General features: G+C 31.7%; 20 protein-coding genes. 2 read left to right on the forward strand and 18 right to left on the reverse strand.

All coding sequences use genetic code 11. The annotated features are described in order from the left end of the window. Position 1 precedes the first annotated feature (1 nt). The 17 genes from ACZ5CF_RS02780 to ACZ5CF_RS02860 form a co-directional block, all read right to left on the reverse strand. Complete coding sequence (locus ACZ5CF_RS02780; RefSeq protein WP_464580228.1) at positions 2–745, reverse strand: WecB/TagA/CpsF family glycosyltransferase; 744 nt, start codon at positions 743–745, stop codon at positions 2–4. Continuing rightward, positions 732–1,952, reverse strand: coding sequence for an O-antigen ligase family protein (locus tag ACZ5CF_RS02785; RefSeq protein WP_464580229.1), 1,221 nt, complete (start codon positions 1,950–1,952; stop codon positions 732–734). The genes ACZ5CF_RS02780 and ACZ5CF_RS02785 overlap by 14 nt, the downstream gene beginning before the upstream one ends. Further along, positions 1,933–2,973, reverse strand: a complete 1,041-nt coding sequence (locus ACZ5CF_RS02790; RefSeq protein WP_464580230.1) for a glycosyltransferase family 4 protein — start codon at positions 2,971–2,973, stop codon at positions 1,933–1,935. Before ACZ5CF_RS02790 ends, ACZ5CF_RS02785 begins: the two co-directional genes overlap by 20 nt. Then, positions 2,966–3,487 carry a serine O-acetyltransferase gene (locus ACZ5CF_RS02795; protein ID WP_464580231.1) on the reverse strand — a complete coding sequence of 174 codons (522 nt, stop codon included), beginning with the start codon at positions 3,485–3,487 and terminating at the stop codon, positions 2,966–2,968. The genes ACZ5CF_RS02790 and ACZ5CF_RS02795 overlap by 8 nt, the downstream gene beginning before the upstream one ends. Beyond that, positions 3,462–4,565 (reverse strand): glycosyltransferase family protein, encoded by a 1,104-nt coding sequence (locus ACZ5CF_RS02800; protein ID WP_464580232.1) that lies wholly within the window; start codon positions 4,563–4,565, stop codon positions 3,462–3,464. The genes ACZ5CF_RS02795 and ACZ5CF_RS02800 overlap by 26 nt, the downstream gene beginning before the upstream one ends. Further along, positions 4,562–5,719: a hypothetical protein gene (locus tag ACZ5CF_RS02805; RefSeq protein WP_464580233.1), complete on the reverse strand. Its 1,158-nt coding sequence runs from the start codon at positions 5,717–5,719 to the stop codon at positions 4,562–4,564. Before ACZ5CF_RS02805 ends, ACZ5CF_RS02800 begins: the two co-directional genes overlap by 4 nt. After that, the gene (locus ACZ5CF_RS02810) at positions 5,697–6,941 is read right to left on the reverse strand and encodes a hypothetical protein (RefSeq protein WP_464580234.1); all 1,245 of its coding nucleotides are present in this window, start codon (positions 6,939–6,941) and stop codon (positions 5,697–5,699) included. The genes ACZ5CF_RS02805 and ACZ5CF_RS02810 overlap by 23 nt, the downstream gene beginning before the upstream one ends. Continuing rightward, positions 6,928–8,148: a UDP-N-acetyl-D-mannosamine dehydrogenase gene (wecC, locus tag ACZ5CF_RS02815; protein ID WP_464580235.1), complete on the reverse strand. Its 1,221-nt coding sequence runs from the start codon at positions 8,146–8,148 to the stop codon at positions 6,928–6,930. Before wecC ends, ACZ5CF_RS02810 begins: the two co-directional genes overlap by 14 nt. Beyond that, on the reverse strand, positions 8,135–9,280 hold the full coding sequence (wecB, locus tag ACZ5CF_RS02820) for a non-hydrolyzing UDP-N-acetylglucosamine 2-epimerase (protein WP_464580237.1): 1,146 nt from the start codon (positions 9,278–9,280) through the stop codon (positions 8,135–8,137). Before wecB ends, wecC begins: the two co-directional genes overlap by 14 nt. An 80-nt stretch (positions 9,281–9,360) precedes the next feature. Beyond that, entirely contained in the window at positions 9,361–10,125 is a 765-nt protein-coding gene (gene rfbD / locus ACZ5CF_RS02825) for a dTDP-4-dehydrorhamnose reductase (RefSeq protein ID WP_464580239.1), read from the reverse strand. Then, entirely contained in the window at positions 10,118–10,672 is a 555-nt protein-coding gene (gene rfbC, locus ACZ5CF_RS02830; protein WP_464580240.1) for a dTDP-4-dehydrorhamnose 3,5-epimerase, read from the reverse strand. Before rfbC ends, rfbD begins: the two co-directional genes overlap by 8 nt. After that, entirely contained in the window at positions 10,669–11,526 is an 858-nt protein-coding gene (rfbA, locus tag ACZ5CF_RS02835) for a glucose-1-phosphate thymidylyltransferase RfbA (protein WP_464580241.1), read from the reverse strand. Before rfbA ends, rfbC begins: the two co-directional genes overlap by 4 nt. Continuing rightward, positions 11,523–12,539, reverse strand: coding sequence for a dTDP-glucose 4,6-dehydratase (gene rfbB / locus ACZ5CF_RS02840; protein WP_464580242.1), 1,017 nt, complete (start codon positions 12,537–12,539; stop codon positions 11,523–11,525). Before rfbB ends, rfbA begins: the two co-directional genes overlap by 4 nt. Before the next feature lie 3 nt (positions 12,540–12,542). Continuing rightward, entirely contained in the window at positions 12,543–13,535 is a 993-nt protein-coding gene (locus ACZ5CF_RS02845) for a hypothetical protein (protein ID WP_464580244.1), read from the reverse strand. A 5-nt stretch (positions 13,536–13,540) separates the two neighbouring features. After that, positions 13,541–15,229, reverse strand: a complete 1,689-nt coding sequence (locus ACZ5CF_RS02850; RefSeq protein WP_464580245.1) for a DUF6909 family protein — start codon at positions 15,227–15,229, stop codon at positions 13,541–13,543. A gap of 41 nt (positions 15,230–15,270) precedes the next feature. Then, positions 15,271–16,767: a GH3 auxin-responsive promoter family protein gene (locus ACZ5CF_RS02855; protein WP_464580246.1), complete on the reverse strand. Its 1,497-nt coding sequence runs from the start codon at positions 16,765–16,767 to the stop codon at positions 15,271–15,273. 5 nt (positions 16,768–16,772) lie between these two features. After that, complete coding sequence (locus ACZ5CF_RS02860) at positions 16,773–17,642, reverse strand: M23 family metallopeptidase (RefSeq protein ID WP_464580826.1); 870 nt, start codon at positions 17,640–17,642, stop codon at positions 16,773–16,775. 109 nt (positions 17,643–17,751) lie between these two features. On the opposite strand from ACZ5CF_RS02860, the gene tatA reads away from it, so the two are divergent. Beyond that, on the forward strand, positions 17,752–17,943 hold the full coding sequence (tatA, locus tag ACZ5CF_RS02865; RefSeq protein ID WP_464580247.1) for a twin-arginine translocase TatA/TatE family subunit: 192 nt from the start codon (positions 17,752–17,754) through the stop codon (positions 17,941–17,943). Between the two features lie 194 nt (positions 17,944–18,137). After that, positions 18,138–18,305, forward strand: coding sequence for a DUF6747 family protein (locus ACZ5CF_RS02870; RefSeq protein WP_464580248.1), 168 nt, complete (start codon positions 18,138–18,140; stop codon positions 18,303–18,305). 81 nt (positions 18,306–18,386) lie between these two features. On the opposite strand, the gene ACZ5CF_RS02875 is transcribed toward ACZ5CF_RS02870, so the two are convergent. Beyond that, positions 18,387–19,355: a DUF4837 family protein gene (locus ACZ5CF_RS02875; RefSeq protein WP_464580249.1), complete on the reverse strand. Its 969-nt coding sequence runs from the start codon at positions 19,353–19,355 to the stop codon at positions 18,387–18,389. Positions 19,356–19,366: the final 11 nt, after the last annotated feature.

Raw genomic sequence — 19,366 nt, forward strand, 5'->3', positions numbered from 1 at the left:
CTTATTTTTTTTTTGAAAACTTCTCTTTAATAACCAATATGATAAATCTTGCGTTACCAACAAGATATCTTTTCCATAACCTTTTAGGCTCTTGAATAAACCTATAAAACCACTCTAAACCTAATTTTTGCATCCATATCGGGGCTCTCTTTACTTTTTCAGCAACAACATCAAAACTACCGCCAACTCCCATTATAAAGTTTACATTTTTTAGAATTTCCTTATTGTCGTACAAAAAGTTTTCTTTTGTAGGAGAACTAATTGCCACAAATAAAATGTTAGCACCACTACTAGCTATTTGTTTTGCTATTTCTTTTTCCTGGTTTTTGTTAAAATACCCATTTCTGTATCCTGCTATTATTTCTGGTGAGTAAAGCTCAGAATACTTAGTTACAACTTTTTTTACTACCTCTTCTTGAGCTCCAAAGAAAAATATTTTATGTTTGTTTTTGTAAGCGCTTTCAACAAGTTTTTGCATTAAGTCTATCCCTGCTACTCTCTCTTTTAAGGGCTTCTTTAAGAATTTAGACGCCCAAACAACGGCTTGGCCATCTGCATTTATTAAATCGCTGCTATTTACACTCTCCCTTAGTTTCAAGTCTTTTTGCATTGCAACAATTTTCCCCGCATTAACAACCACGTGATGTATTTGCTTATTTTGCTGTATAGCCTGTTCAACTCTATCCAGCGTTTCTTGCATTGTTAGGTTGTCTATTGTAGTGTTTAGAATGTTAATTTTTTTCATTCCATTTATCAATTGAAATAGTCCCATTCTTTAGTAGATAAAAACAGTAGAATAAAAAGACTGTAAAAGCCAAAACTCCCTTTTGTCTTTCTAGTATCGATTCGGTTAATCCTACAGTTAAAAAAACCAAAAGAATTTCTAACAATAAATAATTTCTTGTTTTAATAGACTTGTATAATATGTATATTATTAATGTAGCAAATAAAATAACTCCAAACACTCCATGACCAGCGAGTACACTCAAATATTGGTTATGTGGATTGTATCTCCTTTTTGCGCATGGCCAACATTCTATTTCTTTAGACCTATACTCTTTTATTAACTCTTCTTTTAATTTTCCTGTTCCTATTCCAAACCATTTGTTATTTTCCCAAACATTAAATGATGCTTTTATTTTTGCAACCCTTACTGATACGCTTCCATAATCATTATTATCATAATAATTTAATCCTTTAAAAGATAAGACTTGATTAACTTTATATTGAAAGTCATTAGACAAAAAATAGAATGTTAAAAAAGAAATAATACTTAAAGAAATAGTAATTAAATATCTATAATCAAAAGACAAAAGCATTTTAATTAAAATAATTACTATTGTTGCTAATATTACAATTCTGCTTGCCGTGAAGAATATAAATAGTAAAAAGAAAATAATAAAAATATTAGATTTTTTTTTGTTTTTGAAAATCTTTTCTCTATCTAGTAATATCATTGATATTAAGGCATACATTGCCATGTAAGTAGGGTGAAAACCGTATTTCTCAATACTTTGAAAGTACCAATTCCCTAGTGTTTCACCTTTGTAAGCATCAATTAAACAAAATAAAATTGTATAGAATGAAATGAAAACTACTCCATATACAAACCCTCTAAAAAAAATATTTTTTTTAGGTATTATAGTAGGGATTATTATTAGTGGGATAAATAGAAATGAAATATTTTTCTCAATAAACTTAAGGCCTTGAGAGAAGTTTGAGTTTAAATCTAATCGAACTATATAATATACAATTATTAGAAAAAATAAACTCTTAAAAAAATCTAGTTTAAATAATATCCTTAATTTAATTCTGGCAATTATTGATACTATCCCTATTAATATTAATAATAATGGGGCTATTTTATCTGAAAATGAAAATGAAAATCCTAATAAAAAAATTAGGACATTATAACATAAAAGTATAATATCTTTATTTAAGAAAGTTTTCATAAATGTAATTATTATACCTATTTACCATATTTGTATAGCTAAACTTAGTTTTAAATTGTTTCATGCTATTTTTCGAAAGCCTATAATATTCTTTTTCAGGCATCCTGCTTATAATATTAAAAACATTAAGTATCTCATGAATAGAATTAACTAAAAACCCATTAAACCCATTTCTTAAAATTTCACAATTTCCTCCAACGTCATTACATACTATTGGAAGACCATAAGAGCATGCTTCAATCAACGATAAAGGAAGGCCTTCTTTTTTTGAAAATAACATCACAAAATCAACTTCTTTGTATATTTTGTCCATATTTGTAATATGCCCTAAGACTTCAAACTCTTCATGGCCCTTAGCCTCTTCCCTAAGTTTTGTCAATTCATTTCCGCTTCCAGCAAAAATGATTTTAATATTTTTTGGGATCTTCGATTTTAAGTTTTGAACTATCTTTACTTGTTGTTTAATGTTATTAACTCTTCCAGGATACAAAATTTTTATATTATGATGTGAAAATTGTGGTATATAACTAATTTGATTGTAAGGTGGTTTAATTCCATTGTAAATTACTTCAACTCTATTTTTTAATTTAAAATAATTCATGTGGTTATAAGCTACTCCATTTGAAACAGCAATAACGTTTTTAGGAAATAATGTAACAAGCTTTAAACTGTTAAATTCATTATGCGCTATATGTACTAAGTTCATTTTAATTTTTAAAACCTTAGAAATAGCTATTATAAAAGTAGTTATCTTTCTATGATGAGATATGACAATTGCATTGTTTAATTCTTTAACAATATTTTTTAAGTTAAGTTTAAAGTATTCGTCATTGTTAATTTTTCTCTTATAAGTATTGTGAAGTTCATTGTAACTGTCAAATGAAGAGATTTTATACTCTCTAAAATTTAATTGCTTAGATAAGCCTTCGTGAAGGGAGAAGCATAAGCTCTGGGCACCGCCAACACTTTTAAAACTGCTATATATGCTAATTAGTTTAGTTAGGTTCTTGTTTTTAACCATTTTTCTTAAACTTATTTACCCCAAAACAAATAGTATTGTCTGGGATATTTTTTGTTATAGTAGAATTTGCAGCAACAATTACATTCTTGCCAACTATTACTGGGCCAATAATCACAGAAGAGGTGTATATTATAACATTATCTAAAATGTACGGTTGCTTTATTATTTTTCCGTTGTAATCAAAAACCTTGTTGTTACTCCCGCCTAGAGTTATGTTTTGATATAATGTTAATCTTCCTTTACTTTCTACCTCTCTTCCAACTACTATGCCAATAGGGTGAACTAACTTAAGGCCTGCTTCTAATTTTGCGCCTGGATCAATATCTACTGAAAAGACTATTCTATTTATCAACCAAAAGAATTTTGAGACAACAAAAAAGTTTTTGTAAAAAAAATAATTAGAAATCCTATAAATTAGAATTATCCAAAAACTTATGTTTAACATTTTTCTAAAAATAGATGCTCCCTCTATTCTACTAATATCTTTTTTAAATTTCTGAAATAATTTTCTCATAGAATTCGACGTATTTGGGAACATTATTAGACAGTGATAGATGGTTTCTTGCGAAATTTGCTATTTTTTCTTTCTCAATAGACGTGACCTTTTCTAAGTTTAATTTTAACAATTCTTGCTCACTTTTAACTAAATAACCTAAAAAGGAGTTTTGTAAAATCAATTTAGAATATGCCCCTGCAGAATTTATAGCAATAACTTTCAACCCTTTGCCAAAGTATTCAGATACTTTTGTGGGAGTAGCAACTTTATTAAATAATTTAGAGTCTCTATATAAAATTCCATAATCAAACCCATTAGCAATCTTGTTTATTTTTTTAGATGATAAATTATTATAATAAGAGACATTATCAAGTTTAGGTTTCTCTTTTACTGGTTTTTTTGTGATAAGTGTCAATTCCCAATCTTTTCTCATTTTGAACACAGAGAGAATACTATCGAGTTTTTGATAACTTTGATTGCCTCCTATGTAAAGTATTTTAACTTTATTTTTATTTGATTTTAATTCTTTTTCATATTTGTATGCAAAATCATCATAACCACTATTACAAATAATTTTTCTTTCGTAATCTAAAAAGCTATATTGTTTGGAATAAAGTTCAAAAAGTTCAAAAGATACAAAACTAAAATATATGTCAGACGAGAATAATTTTTTGTTCATTTTATGAAATAGTTCTTTTCGTTTGTATTCTTTCATGAACTCTTTCTCTTCTTCAACATATCCTCTAACATCGTATAAAACCTTAACATTACTTCTTTCTTGTTTAATTAAGAATCCTATATATGCTGCTTCAATGTTTCTGCAATGAAAAATTACTTTCCTGTTCTTGGGAACTTTTTTAACTATTTTATCAGCTATCTGTTTATAATCTATTCTCTTTCTAGTAAAATAAATTTTAACTCTTTGCTTAAATATTAGAGAAACTATCTTTAGGGGGGCTCTAAAAGGAATTTTCTGCACAATAATCAATTCATTATCTATATTTTTTAATCTATCAAACCTCTTGAACAGTCCCATTACCTGTGATTCAAAAACAGTAGAATTTACCCCTTCCAATGTCAAATAGTAAACTTTCATTTATTATTGATTGTTAATGATCTTAATTTAAAGCTAATTAAGTAAAATGAAAATATATACAGTAAATTATAAATTATATGACTAAAAAGTGCCATAGATAAAACAATTGGTAAAAGTAGTATGATTTTTTTTTGTAGGCTAAGTCCTTTTAAAGGATAGTAAAGGGCTATAAAAAAACTAAAGACCCCTAATGCTCCCATTTTAAAAAGAATTGTTAAGGGTCCATTATCTAGAAGAACGAATGTTACTTTCCCGATCCATTCATTAATAAAAAGTTCAATCTCTGCTCCCAAACCATAGCCAAAAACTTGTCTTATAATTGATTGTTCTCTATAATCATTGATAAATAACTCATTACTTACTAGTCTGTAAACAAAAGAAGAGTCTTTTTGAGGATTTAATATTCCTGTTATCCTTTGTGGGTCTGAAATATATACCATATACGCACCAAGCATTATAAATATAGCGCTTAATACAATATGCTTAATCTTAATTTTACTGCTATTTCTATATATCAATGACCAAATCAATAAAGCAAACATCAAAACTAAATCTGTTCTAGAAACACGATAGATATAGATTATTGCAGTAAAAATTATAAAGGTTATATAAAAACTAGCTGGTCTCGATTTGTTTTTTAGTACAAGATATATATATATGTAATTTATCAATACTACACTTGGCCCAAAAATCGTTTCTTTATGCTCATCTTTTTGAAAGCTCTCAGGAATATAAAAATATCTTAATTCATTGAAAAAGGGTAGTATCAAATAAATAAAAGCTGTAGTATAAATTAATATATAAAAAACTTTTTCAAATCTAATTTCATAATAAACTCCTAAAATATAACCCGAATAGATTGATGTTAAGAAAATAATTAAAAAACGTAAATCGCTGAGTAAAAAAGGGGTTGAACTTAGCGCTCCCATTATTGTTGATGATAAAATTGACACCAACATAAAAAGGATTACAATAAGAACTCTCTTGTTTATTCTCTTTTTTAAATTTGACAAAAAAAAAGCTATAATTAATATATCTATAGCTCTAAGACCCAAAACAACTTTACTAGAAATGCCAGCATAGATCAAAGAGAATAATATTAACCATACCTCTCCCTTACTTAAGTTAATTTTAAGTTTTTTGTTTGGAAACATATTTTAAAAAAATGTAAAATGATCTAACTAAAAAAATTATTACTAGTAAAACTACTACTAAAAAAATACTTACTCCTACAACTTTAAGAATACACAGCCCCAATAAACATAATGAAAATGTAATGTAATTTAGATGTTTAAACTCTTTAACCTTTCCGACAGCTCCAATTAAAGCTGAAAACAAACCGTAGTTTAATTTACATATTCCTAATATTGAGATAGCAATTAATATTAGAAAGTCTTCCTTTATATCTACTTTAAAAAAGTTGCCGTTGTCTATAATTAGTATTATGTAAATAAAGAAAAGTATTGTGCTACTTATAAGGCTTAATTGCCTTAATTTATTTAATACCTTTTTTTTACTTAATTTGCTTTTTTTAAAAGTAACTAATTCCTTAAACCCCACATACTGCTGAAGCATTGTTAATGGAAACAAAAAAATTGTTGAATAATAGTAATACTTACTAAATTCTTGACTTCCTAAGTCTTCTAAAATTATTATTCTTTCACCATATCCCATTAAAGTAATTATTAATAAATTAAAAAACATTGAAAAAAAATACTCCTTAAATTGAGAAGTCTTCTCTCTTGTTAATGTTATTTTTTGAGCTATGCTTAAAAGTAGTATAATGCTGGAGATAATCAGAAATAAAACAAAAGAGTTAAAAATCAAACTATAATTTATTTCATTATCTAATTTAAATAAATACGGCGATATAAAAAGAATTGCTAAAACTAATTTGAAGCTATTCTTTATTATTTGAGATATACTATAGTTTGCGGTAATTCTGAATATATTATAAGCAAAGAGAAATATATTAACACATATTCCTGTGAAGATAAAATTTCCAATAGAAATGATTTCTGTTTTATTATAGAAGTATATTGATAGCAAGAAGGGGGACAAAAAAATAGTTGCTACAAGTCCATGAATAACATTTTTACCAACATATACTTTCCCTTTTTGCACTTTACACAGTCTTAAGAAAACTTGATCAAGACCTATTAGCCCAAAAGAAGATATAATCCCTATATAAGTTACAAAAACAGAATACGAATCAAAAATTGAACTCTCTGCTTCTTTTTTTAATATAAGAGTTGTAAAAAAATTGCTAGAGCCACCAATTAGTAATATTAAAAAGGGTAATTTATCCTTACTTAATGTGTACAGTTTTTTTTTTAGTTTAATATCCCTGTCTTTAATTTTATTACTCTTCTCCATTGATTACTCCGCAAAAATCTATAATAACCTTATCTTTGGACACTTTCAAAAACTTAAACTCTTTATGTGCAACTAAAAAAGCTATGATATCTGCTTTATCTACTGCCTTTTTATAGTCTGTTAGCTTAAAAACGTTATGTTCTTTAATATTAGGTTCAACTATATAGTATTCTTCATTATTGGCATTTTGTAACACTTTTTGAACAATATATTTTGCAGGAGATTCTCTTAAATCATCAATGTCCGGTTTAAATGCCAAGCCCATAAGTGCTATTTTAGGTTTTCTCCCATGTTTTAACTCAAATTCTAATTTTGTTGATTGTATTTTCTCTGCACACCAAAACGATTTATAATTATTTATTTCACGTGCTTTCCCTATTAATTGTGACTCCATCGGATAGTCTGCAACAATAAAATAAGGGTCTACAGCAATACAATGCCCCCCAACACCACATCCCGGTTGTAAAATATTTACCCTTGGGTGTTTATTAGCAAGATTAATAAGCTCCCAAACATTAATTCCTGCTTTGTCGCAAATTAATGAAAGCTCATTAGCAAAAGCTATTTGAACATCTCTTGAGGAGTTTTCTACCAGCTTACACATTTCTGCTGTTCTGGCATTTGTTTTATGTAGTTCTCCTTTAATAAAGTTACTGTAAAATTCAACCGCTTTTTCTGTTGCTTTTTTATTTATTCCTCCTATTACTCTATCATTATGCACTAGCTCATACATAACATTTCCAGGAAGTACTCGTTCAGGACAGTAGGCAACATGAATTTTGCCTTCTAATTCTGGCCTTTCAGAAAAAATAAGTTCAGCCATTTTTTCTGTAGTGCCAACCGGAGATGTAGATTCTATTATATATAAATCTTCATCTTTTAATAACGGAATAACTGCTTTGGTTGCCGCCTCGACAAAAGAAATATCAGGTTCGTTTTTATTTTTAAAAGGAGTAGGAACAACAATTAAATATACATTCCCTTCTTCGGGCTTAGTACTGGCTTTTAATAACCCTTTAGCTACTGCACTTGCTACAGCTTCATCTAATTCGGGTTCTACAATGTGTATTTTTCCTTGATTTATGGTATCTACTACCTTTTGGTTTACATCTACTCCATGTACATAAATACCTTTATTAGCTATTAAAGCTGCTGTTGGCAGGCCTATATAGCCTAATCCCATCATTACTACCTTATTGTTGCTCATTAAAAATGCTTTTTTTTACAAAATTAACAATCCTCTCACTTGCTAAGCCATCACCATAAGGATTGTGGCGCTTGGACATTTCTTTATACTGAGTTGTATTATTTAATAACCTGTTTGTTTCTGATATAATTTTGTTTTTATCAGTCCCCACTAAAACAACGGTTCCAGCTTCTACAGCCTCTGGTCTTTCGGTGGTTTCGCGCATAACCAATACCGGTTTTCCTAAACTCGGCGCTTCTTCTTGAACACCACCACTATCTGTAATAATTAAATAAGATTTGTTCATTAACCAAACAAAAGCAGGGTAGGACAACGGATTAATTAGGCTAATATTTTTTGTTTTAGACAATAACTCATAAACCGGTTTTTGAACATTTGGGTTTAGGTGAACCGGATAAATAATTTGTACATCATTATGAGTTTCTGCTATTTCTTTAAGTGCTTCACAAATTCTAATAAATCCATCTCCGTGATTTTCTCTTCTGTGCCCCGTTACAAGAATTATTTTTTTAGAGTCGTCTATACTTTTCTTAAGTTCTTCAATCTCTTTGTCTTGATAGTTTTCTTGATTAACTTTTTTAACACTATAAAATAAAGCATCAATCACAGTATTTCCGGTAACTAGTATATTGTTCTCTGCTTTATTTTCTTTTATTAAGTTGTTTTTTGATGTTGGTGTTGGTGCAAAATGATAATTTGAAAGTACTCCTGTTACAGTTCGGTTCATCTCTTCAGGAAAAGGAGCCTGAAAATTATATGTTCTTAAACCGGCTTCTACATGACATACTTTTACTCCACAATAAAAAGCCGCTAAAGAAGCAGCCATTGTTGTAGTTGTATCTCCATGAACATAAACCAAATCTGGTTTAAACTCTTCATAAACACTCTTAAGGCTTGTTATAATATCTGCTGTTAAAGAGTGTAAGTTTTGATTAGGTTTCATTAAGTTGAGATCATAATCAGGTTCTATTTCAAAAAAAGACAGAACTTGATCTAACATTTCTCTATGTTGTGCAGTAATACAAACCTTGGTTTCGAATATATTTTGCTCTTTCTCAAACTCTTTAACAAGAGGAGCCATTTTAATTGCCTCGGGGCGTGTGCCAAAAACGATTAAATTCTTAATTTTCATTTAAGCTAAAATATTTGCACAAAACTACGATAATTCCTTATCCTCACAATAAATAACAGATAAAGATTAAATGCTACTGCTTATCTTAAAACAGAATATTTGGGTCGCTTAGCTTTTGTAATTATTTCTTTAGGGTTTACCTCTACTTTTAAGCTGTTTTGGGCAACAATTTTTTTAGCAAACTCAAACCACGTCATTACCTCATCATCAGAGAAATGATACATGCCATAAGGTGCTTGTTTATTAATTAACGACAGCAAAAAATAAGCTACATTAACGGTATTGGTCGGGCATCCTGTTTGACTATCTGTAACGTAAAGAACTTTTTCTTTTTTTGCTTTTTCTATAATGGTTTTGTAAAAGTTTTTTCCGAAAGTTTCATGGTATAACCATGATGTCCTTACAATGTAATATTGCGTTAATAACTCTTTAATATATTGCTCTCCTTTTAGTTTAGATTTTCCGTACTGGTTTACAGGGTTAGGCACATCTGCAATAGTGTAAGGTGTTTTTTTCTCACCATCAAAAACATAATCTGTAGATATTTGAATAAGCACACAGCCCATTTGAGCACAGTTTTCCGCTAAATACTTAACGCCCTCTGCGTTTATTAAAAAAGCTTTTTCGGGTTCTGTCTCTGCTTGCTCTACATTGGTGTAAGCTGCGAAGTTAATGCAATAATCAGGACTATATTTTTTGAACGTGTTTTTTAATTGGGATTGATTGGTAATATCTAAGTCTGACTTGCTTAAAAAAATAAATTCATGCTGACTATATTCTCCAGCAATACTTTGCAGGCTCTTTCCTAACTGACCATTAGCACCGGTTACTAAAATTTTAGCCATACTGCTGTAGAAATTGTTGTAGTGAGGGTAAGTTTTTATCTTTTTCTGAAATAATATATTCTGACGGATTGCCGGGCCATTCTATATTTAATTCTGCATCATCAAAACGAATTCCGGTATCTGATTCTTTATGATAAAAAGCATCACATTTATAGCTAACAATTGTGTTTTCTTGTAATGCTAAAAACCCGTGAGCACATCCCTTAGGAATAAAAATTTGATTATTGGTAACATCATCTAATACTACCGTTATGTGTTTACCAAATGTTTTTGACTCCTTTCTAAGATCTACACACACATCAAACACTTTACCTTTTACAGCTCTTACTAGTTTACTTTGTGCGTGGATCCCTATCTGTAAATGAAGGCCTCTAAGCACATTTTTTTTGGAAAATGATTGGTTGTCCTGTACAAACTTAATAGAAAGCCCTGTTGCGCTTAAAAATGTTTTCTCATTAAACGATTCAAAGAAATAACCTCTATCATCTTTAAAAACTTCAGGCTTAACAATAAAACATCCATCTATTATTGTTGGCTCTATTCTCATACTAACTGCATTAAATAGTTGCCATAACCACTTTTAAGCAATGGTTTAGCTAAACGAACTAGTTGCTCTTTGTTTATGAAACCCATTTTATAAGCTGCTTCTTCTATTGCACCAATTTTTAAGCCTTGCCTTTTTTCTATTACGTGCACAAATTGTGAGGCTTGCATAAGCGAATCAAAAGTACCGGTGTCTAACCAAGCTATTCCTCTGTCTAATACTAAAACTTGTAATTTTTGTTGCTCTAAATACTGCTTATTAACATCGGTTATTTCTAACTCTCCTCTTGCACTTGGCTTGATAGATTTAGCTATTTCTACCACTTTATTATCATAAAAATAAATTCCCGGAACAGCATAATTAGATTTAGGGTTTTCGGGTTTTTCTTCAATAGAAATAGCTTTCCCGTCTGAATTAAATTCTACTACACCATATTTGTTTGGGTTTTGAACATGATAGGCATAAATAATACCTCCGTTGGGGTTTGTGCTTTCTTGAAGCGTTTTATGCAATCCGGTGCCATAAAAAATATTATCGCCTAAAATCAAAGCAACACTATTGTCTGCAATAAATTCTTCTGCAATTATAAACGCTTCTGCCAAACCATTGGGCCGTTCTTGTACGGCATATTCAAATTTGCACCCTAATTGAGTCCCGTCTCCGAGCAGCTTTTTAAATAAGGGAAGGTCTTGGGGTGTTGATATGATTAAAATTTCTTGAATTCCGGCATACATTAAGGTTGAAAGCGGATAATAAATCATCGGCTTATCGTAAACAGGCATTAACTGCTTACTAACCGATAATGTTAGTGGGTGCAATCTTGATCCTGTTCCTCCTGCTAAGATTATCCCTTTCATTTTTTATTGCTGTATTTTTTTAAATACCAATGTACTGTTTTTTCTAACCCTTCGTTAAAGTTTACCGTAGGTTTCCAACCTAATTCTGATTGAATTTTAGAAGCGTCTATGGCATACCTGAAATCATGCCCGGGCCTGTCTTGTACAAACGTTATTTGGTCTGAATAACTTCCTGACGGTTTTGGTTTAATTTCATCTAAAATACTACAAACTTTTTTGGCGATGGTTAGATTTGGTATTTCATTGTTTGCTCCAACAACATAGGTTTCTCCTGATTTGCCTTTGTTAAAAATAAGATCAATCGCCCTACAATGGTCTTCAACAAAAAGCCAATCTCTAACATTGGTTCCTTTTCCATAAATAGGGATTTCATTCCCTAATAACGCATTCCTGATTATTGTTGGTATTAATTTTTCGTCATGTTGTTTTGGACCATAATTGTTAGAGCAGTTAGATGTAACCACATTAAGCTTGTAGGTATGATAATAGCTTCTTACTAAAAAATCTGAACCTGCTTTGGTTGCGCTGTAAGGGCTGTTTGGAGCATAGGGTGTTTGCTCGTTAAAACAACCTTCAGGACCAAGAGAACCATACACCTCGTCTGTACTAATATGATGAAATCTGGCGTCTTGGTAGTTTTGTTTATACGCTCCGGGGCCTTTTAACCAATTGTTTCTTGCTGCTTCCAGAAGATTAAATGTTCCTAACAAGTTTGTATTTACAAAAGAGTTAGGATTTGCAATAGAATTATCAACATGAGATTCTGCTGCAAAATGAATAACCGCATTAATGGTATACTCTTTAAATATTTTGTTTACTAATTGAGCGTCACAAATATCACCTTTTACAAAGGTATAATTACTGTTGTCGGCTACTTCGGTGAGATTATCTAAACTACCGGCATAAGTAAGTTTATCTATATTCACTAGATGAACCTCCGGATGCTTTTGTAAGTAGTATGCAATAAAATTACTACCTATAAACCCGGCTCCTCCTGTAACTAAAAGGTTCATTTTTTAACTATTTGCAAATTCTCTTGCAGTTGAAAATAAGTATTTTAAGAAGAAGAAGACTGAAACTGCTATAATTAAAAATAGGGGTGCTTGTATAACCTTTTTCTTTAACAATCTTTTTTTAACTAAAGCAACCTCATCTTTTTTAACCACTTTCAGCACTTCATTTTTTATTTTTAAATTTTCTTCAAGCCTTTGTTGCTCTTCTAAAAGGCTTGTTTTTTGTAAAATTATATTAGCAACATCCGGCTCTTGTCCCTCGCTATAAAGGGTAAATTCTTTACGGGCACTTAACGCTATGTCTGACTCTTTATTTAAACTTTCTAAATAGCTGTCAATTAGCGCAATAGATTTTTTGTTTTGTTCTATTCTGTATTTCAGGTTCTCTGCTCTTATTTGGCCAAGCTCTTTATAGTATTCGCTGTCTTTTAAATATTCCAGTAAGTTTACCGTAATTTCCTCTGCATTGGTACTATCTTTAAACTCTACAATGAGTTTATGTTTAGAGTAAAACTGCACGTAAGCAGGATCGTTTAATATTTTATCGTCTATGCTTTTTAAGTTATCTCCTAAAATAGCTTTGGCCGCATCATTGTTTATATTGCTTAGAAAGTCTGATGTATTAATTATTGGCGTAACTTTAATTTCTTTAATGTTATCCCATTGCTCTTGGGTTATGTTAACTTCAGGAATCGGGTTTTTTCTATCTACCGCTTCAACTAACTCTTTAACATTATCATAAAAATAACTAACGCTTCCAAAATTTGGCTCAACAATAACTTCTTGCTTATTGTCTAAAATCACATAATCAATTACATACCCCAAGCCTAAACCAACAACAAACAACCCAACAAAAAGCATCCATTTTTGTTTATAAAAATCAACCGCTTTAAAAATTAAGCGTAAGACCTTTTTAAAAAAGTTGCCAATCAAATTAAAAACTTCTCTTAAGTCTATTTCGTCTGATGTGTTATTTAGTTGAGGTTGATTGCTCATAGCTTTTAGTAATTAAAAATGTAATGTAAAATTTTGTCGGTTATTAAATATGTTGGTTTAACTCCGGTGGTTCCTAAACCTCCAGAGGCTAACGTGCTTCCGGTTTCTAACGGATTATCTGATGCATAGTACGCATATAAAACCTTAACATCTTCGCGAATACTTTTACGTATTTTAGATGCCGATTGGATGGCTTTTTGGTAATGCGCTCCTTCCATTTCTAATCCGATTACATTCCAGGTAGATTCATTAAAGAATTTTAGCAAGTCTCTGTTCTGTAATGATGTTCCCAATACTGTTACCATAGAGCCTTCAAAAACTTTGAGCCCATGCCCTTCAAAATCTTCTTTATGCAGTTCGTTTTTAAACGGATAGTTATCTGCTGTTCCTTCAAAAATATGAGCATTCGGAATCATTAAGTCTCCTTTGTCTCCTTCTAAAATACCGGCTTTCCCCATAATTGAGATTGAGGCTACGTTTAAAAACTCCGGTTTTTTGCCATTGTCTTTGTAGGGTTTTAAAAGCTCGTCTATAGTTTCATACGCTTGCTCACCAAAGGCATAATCCATTACAAAAATTACGGGCTTTTCATCTTCTTTTTTATCTGTAGCAAATTTGTAGGGTATCGGCACATTAATTTTAGCTGTATCAAAAATTTGAACGTCTATATTTGTTCCCGAAACGTCTTCTAACGCAATCATTCCGTTTTTTAGGGCTAGCGTGGTTACTTTTTTACGCAACGCATCGTTTTCGGGTTTACTTAACGCTACAAATATGTCGAAATCCGACTTGCCTTTAAACTCTTTCTCTAACGCTTTGCGTGCAAAAAGAGAGTTCATAACACTGTGCATGTTTGCACTAATTATGTGTATAGGCCTATTTAAAAGTTTATGTTTTTTGAGTGTTTTTTTAATGTTATTTGCCCAAATTTCACCATGAATATGATGTCCTAAGCGCTCTCTTAACACCGGACTAAAAGTAATGGTACGTTTTTTACCTTGTACCTCTTCTTCTATGGCTAGTTTTCCTAACCAATACACAATGTGTAAAAAACGTTCCGGCTGTTTTTTGGTAGCAAAAAATGTGTAAACAGATTGTATTTCTTCGAAAGTTCTTCCTAAAATACCGGCAACATGAATCATAGCCAACTCGCGCTCTTGTAAGGTAAGTTTTGACTTTTTAACTACTTCGGCTAAATATTTCCAGTCTCGAGTTGTTTCTCCGCTATCAGAAATTAGTACGCGATTGCTAATTTTTTGAGACTCTATAAATAAAAATGTTAGGTGCGTTAAAATATCGTATATATCTGAGCGCCCTCTGGTAATTTCTATATTCATTTGCTCTTTATCTACCCTGTAGCAGTTTCGCCTTCTTTTGGGCGGAACAATAGGAGTAAAGTGCGATTTTTTATAGCCTTCGTCTGAAATTAAATTTATATACCTGCATTGCTCTATGCCTTCAGGAAGCCTGTCTAACACATACATTAAACCATTTAGTTCTGCTTTTTCTTCGGCTACAGAACCATAAATTTCCGGTCTTAATTGCAATAATGATTGCCTGAGTGTCTCTCCAGAAACACCCATAGGTTTGTAAAATCCTCTGTTAAATAAATGGCGCATTGTAATGTACATGCGCTCTATGGCATTGGTAGATTCTTGTGCTCTTGTTCTTCCTTTATGCGTTTGTTTACTCATATATTATTTTAACCTGCAAAGGTAAGCGATTTTTTACAATTTTATTTAACAAATGGTTGCAAAGCATCTGCAATAGAACGATCGTTAGCTAATCGTTGAATTTTATTCTGACCGCCTAATTTGCCTTTTTGCTTCATAAAATTATGAAAACCTCCCGGTTTTATGCTTGTAATTTTTAAGGTTTGAAGAATTTTTCCATCAATTAAATCAAAATAATAACTGTTTTGCTCCTGCAATCCCTTATCTATTTTCTTGGCAAAATCTGTTAAATTTTCAGGCTCTTTTTCAAATTCTATAAACCACTCATGGTATGGGAGCTCTCCTTCCGGAGGATTTACTTGCGGTGCCACGGTAAACTCTGTTACACTTACGTTAGTGTTTTTTATAGCTTGTTGTAGCGCTTGTTCTACCTCGCTGGCAATTACATGTTCACCAAAAGCAGATATAAAATGCTTTATTCTGCCTGAAACTATTACCCGATATGGTTTTGTTGATGTAAACTGCACGGTGTCTCCTACGTTATAACTCCATAATCCGGCAGATGTAGATACAATTAGCACATAGTTTACCCCAACTTCTACATCTTTTATTGTTATTCTTTTAGGGTTTTCGTTAAAAAACTCATCGGCTTTAATAAACTCATAGAATATCCCTGAATTTAACTGCAGTAGCATTCCGGGCTGTTTTTGAGTGTCTTGAAAAGCAAAAAACCCTTCGCTTGCCGGAAAAAGCTCTATGCTGTCTACCTTTCTTCCTATTAATTGCTCAAATTTATTTCGGTACGGTTCAAAGTTTACGCCTCCATAAATAAACAGTTGAAAGTTTTTAAAGAGTTCTCCTATTTTTTGCCCGCTTTTTTGCTGTAGTTTTTCAAAATACATTTGTACCCACGATGGGATTCCGCTAATAACGGTCATGTTTTCATTAAGGGTCTCTTCTACAATGGCATCAACCTTAGTTTCCCAATCATCTATACAATTGGTTTCCCAACTTGGTAATCTGTTTTTTTGAAGATATCCGGGTACGTAATGCGCAACTATTCCTGAGAGTCTTCCGGTTTTAATACCATTAGTTTCTTGTAAAATTGGGCTTCCTTGTAAAAAAATCATTTTCCCGTCAACAAAATCAGCATTTCCGGTTTCGGCTATATAACAAAGCATAGCATTGCGGGCTGCTTCAATATGGGTAGGCATAGAATCGGCTGTAATAGGAATATATTTTGCCCCCGATGTAGTACCCGAAGTTTTGGCAAAGTATAGTGGCTTTCCGGGCCAAAGTACATTTTCTTCTCCTTTTTTTATTCGCTCTATGTAAGGCCTTAAGCCCTCATAATCTCTCACAGGAACACGTGCAACAAAATCTGAATACGATTGAATGTTTTTAAAATCGTGATCTTTGCCAAAAGCGGTGTTCTGTGCCTTTTTTATAAGCTGTTTAAAAACTCTTTCTTGAGTTTTTACCGGTTTATTGGCCCAAGTGTTAATTTTATTTTGAGTGACTTTGGCCAGTATTTTTGCTCCGAAAGTTTTTAACGACATATGTCTTATTCGAATTCTATATAATGTTCTGGATTTATTGGATATCCGTTATTCCATAGTTCAAAATGTAAATGTGGTCCCGTTGTGAGCTCTCCTGTATTACCAACGGTAGCAATTACTTCTCCGGCTTTTACAATTGCTCCCTGCTCTGTTGTAATTGAGCCGTTGTGTTTATAAACAGATATTAATCCTGAGGCGTGCTCTATAATTACCACAAATCCGGTTTCGGCTGTCCACTCTGCAAAAATTACCGTACCATCTGCAACTGCTTTTACCGGAGTTCCTTTGGGGGCAACCACATCTGTGGCAAAGTGCTTTTCTTTAGGATTGTATGTTTGAGAAATGGTTCCTGAAACCGGTGTAAATAATACAAAGTTCAGATTCGTGATTTCGCTTTCAAAAAAGCTGTATTTTTCTTCTTGTGCTACTTCTTCTCTTAATAAGGAGTCTTGTTTGCTGGGTCGTAAATCTACTTCGGACGGATCTAACTTAAACTGCGCGTACAATGAGTCTTTATTTATACTTGTGCTGCTAATTTCTCCTTTTAATACTTTTTTTATGTTCTCCAGATATTGGTTGTTGTAGCGTAAAACATTTACCAAAGAATCTGTTTTAAATGTAAGCTCTGTGGCTTTTCGTTTTAATTCGGTAGATGAATACCCCGGAATGTATTCTCTAAGCGGGGTGAAAGCAATTAAAATGGTGGTTGCTGCTATTAAAAATATGGCAAAAAGTGTTCCTACTACAAAAACGTTTAATCGGCTTAATTTAAATGAGAGTTTCTCTTCGTAAGTATCTTCATTTAAAATTACCAGCCTGTATTTATGTAGCAATTTACGTTTTATGCGCTCCCTTTTCTCTCTCTTTTTTGCCATCATGGCACAAATATAATCAACCCTAAAAAATGCACTTCTTAAAATTAGCACAAATAAATGCGCTTTTAAACATTTCTTTATACCTTTGTTGTATTAAAATGAAAGTATTATGACTGCGCAACATATTTTATTAGGTATGCTCGGGCCTTGGCAAATAGTTCTGATTGTGGTAATTGTATTGTTGCTTTTTGGCGGTAAAAAAATACCTGAACTAATGCGAGGACTTGGCAGTGGTATTAAAGAGTTTAAAGACGCCACAAAAGAAGATGACAATCAAAAAATTGAAGACAAAAAAGAGTAACTTTTTATAAACTACTCAAAAACCACGTTTAAAAGCGTGGTTTTTTTATGCTCGTTTTTTTTCACCGATGTTTTTTTACGCTTTATCTAACGCCTTTTCTTTTCGTCTATTTTTAAGTTAGTTACGGCTATTTTTTAACATATCCTTATAAGGTATAATTAGCTTTGTGTTGCTATTAATCTTAAATGTACCTTATGACAACAGTTTTACTTATCAGAGAGCTTTATGTAAAAGCGTTTAAAAATTTGGGGCACTATTTGGTAGTTTCCTATTTTAAAGCTTTATCATGGCTATGTTTTTTAACCATAGGAATCATTTTATACGCTTTTGTGTATAGATTGTTTACCGGATTTGCATTTTAATTCCCCCTTTAACATAAAGCATTAAAAAAGCGCTTACTAAGTAAGCGCTTTTTTTATTGGTAATATGCGTGTTGTTTTGTACTATAAAAACTTGATAGATTGTAAAATAGCATCCAACTCAAACATAATATCTCTTTTATCTATAGAAGGGGCAAAGGTAAAGCCTTCTATAACAAGTGTTCTGTTGTTTTCTTGGTCTTTAATCATATAATTTATAAATGGTCCGGCCATAAAAAAGTTTTTTACTTCCCACATTCCTCGGGTTTCTATTGCCGGTTTAGTGGCTATTTCAGCATTGAAAACATAGGGAGCGTAGGCTTTTTCTGTAATCATGTACATGCCTTCTTCTCTTCCGGGGATGTGCTTCTCTCCGATAGAGTCTCTCATTTTTATTATTTTTTCTACTGTAATGGTATCCTTCGGAAAATAATTAAGTGGAAGCTCGTATACTAAAACACTCATGTTTCCTTTTTTGGTTTCACGCCTAATCCAAACAAAATTATCTTCTTGCTTAGCCACTCTGTAAACCGAAGGCATGGTTAGTTTTATACCAAATTTTTCTTGCAGAACAGTCTCTTTATTTAGTGATTGTGTAAATCTTTTTTGATTTTCTTTAAGTTCTGATGCTTTAAGTTGCGGTATGTATTCCGGTGCTTTTTTATCTATAATACGCTTTAGGTCTTCGTTAGTTTTACCGGTAATATAGATTACTTGTTGTGGGGTGGCATAAATGTCTTCTTGAATGGTAAACCCATTTGTAGAATCTTTTTTTATGATAAAAATATTGCGCCCATGTGTTACAAAACCACTAAAAACATCCGGAGATATTTGATTTAATGTAAACAAAGGCTCATCTATTGGTAGCCCAATTACCGGTGCTGTAAAATGTTCTCGTATTTTATCGCCAACCTCACCTTTCCATAGATCATCATCTATAACAACATATAATGTATTAATGGCGCCTACAGAGTTGGGAAGCCTTTTTTTTGTGTCTGAATTACACGATACAAGAAGTCCTACTGCTAAGAGTAAGAAAGTAATTTTTTTCATAGTTTAATTGT

Source organism: Lutaonella thermophila (genome assembly GCF_055387725.1).

Coding starts and splice junctions, on each gene's coding strand:
- ACZ5CF_RS02780 (WP_464580228.1), bottom strand. CDS start 745: ATGAAAAAAATTAACATTCTAAACACTACAATAGACAACCTAACAATG.
- ACZ5CF_RS02785 (WP_464580229.1), bottom strand. CDS start 1,952: ATGAAAACTTTCTTAAATAAAGATATTATACTTTTATGTTATAATGTC.
- ACZ5CF_RS02790 (WP_464580230.1), bottom strand. CDS start 2,973: ATGGTTAAAAACAAGAACCTAACTAAACTAATTAGCATATATAGCAGT.
- ACZ5CF_RS02795 (WP_464580231.1), bottom strand. CDS start 3,487: ATGAGAAAATTATTTCAGAAATTTAAAAAAGATATTAGTAGAATAGAG.
- ACZ5CF_RS02800 (WP_464580232.1), bottom strand. CDS start 4,565: ATGAAAGTTTACTATTTGACATTGGAAGGGGTAAATTCTACTGTTTTT.
- ACZ5CF_RS02805 (WP_464580233.1), bottom strand. CDS start 5,719: ATGTTTCCAAACAAAAAACTTAAAATTAACTTAAGTAAGGGAGAGGTA.
- ACZ5CF_RS02810 (WP_464580234.1), bottom strand. CDS start 6,941: ATGGAGAAGAGTAATAAAATTAAAGACAGGGATATTAAACTAAAAAAA.
- wecC (WP_464580235.1), bottom strand. CDS start 8,148: ATGAGCAACAATAAGGTAGTAATGATGGGATTAGGCTATATAGGCCTG.
- wecB (WP_464580237.1), bottom strand. CDS start 9,280: ATGAAAATTAAGAATTTAATCGTTTTTGGCACACGCCCCGAGGCAATT.
- rfbD (WP_464580239.1), bottom strand. CDS start 10,125: ATGGCTAAAATTTTAGTAACCGGTGCTAATGGTCAGTTAGGAAAGAGC.
- rfbC (WP_464580240.1), bottom strand. CDS start 10,672: ATGAGAATAGAGCCAACAATAATAGATGGATGTTTTATTGTTAAGCCT.
- rfbA (WP_464580241.1), bottom strand. CDS start 11,526: ATGAAAGGGATAATCTTAGCAGGAGGAACAGGATCAAGATTGCACCCA.
- rfbB (WP_464580242.1), bottom strand. CDS start 12,539: ATGAACCTTTTAGTTACAGGAGGAGCCGGGTTTATAGGTAGTAATTTT.
- ACZ5CF_RS02845 (WP_464580244.1), bottom strand. CDS start 13,535: ATGAGCAATCAACCTCAACTAAATAACACATCAGACGAAATAGACTTA.
- ACZ5CF_RS02850 (WP_464580245.1), bottom strand. CDS start 15,229: ATGAGTAAACAAACGCATAAAGGAAGAACAAGAGCACAAGAATCTACC.
- ACZ5CF_RS02855 (WP_464580246.1), bottom strand. CDS start 16,767: ATGTCGTTAAAAACTTTCGGAGCAAAAATACTGGCCAAAGTCACTCAA.
- ACZ5CF_RS02860 (WP_464580826.1), bottom strand. CDS start 17,642: ATGGCAAAAAAGAGAGAGAAAAGGGAGCGCATAAAACGTAAATTGCTA.
- tatA (WP_464580247.1), top strand. CDS start 17,752: ATGACTGCGCAACATATTTTATTAGGTATGCTCGGGCCTTGGCAAATA.
- ACZ5CF_RS02870 (WP_464580248.1), top strand. CDS start 18,138: ATGACAACAGTTTTACTTATCAGAGAGCTTTATGTAAAAGCGTTTAAA.
- ACZ5CF_RS02875 (WP_464580249.1), bottom strand. CDS start 19,355: ATGAAAAAAATTACTTTCTTACTCTTAGCAGTAGGACTTCTTGTATCG.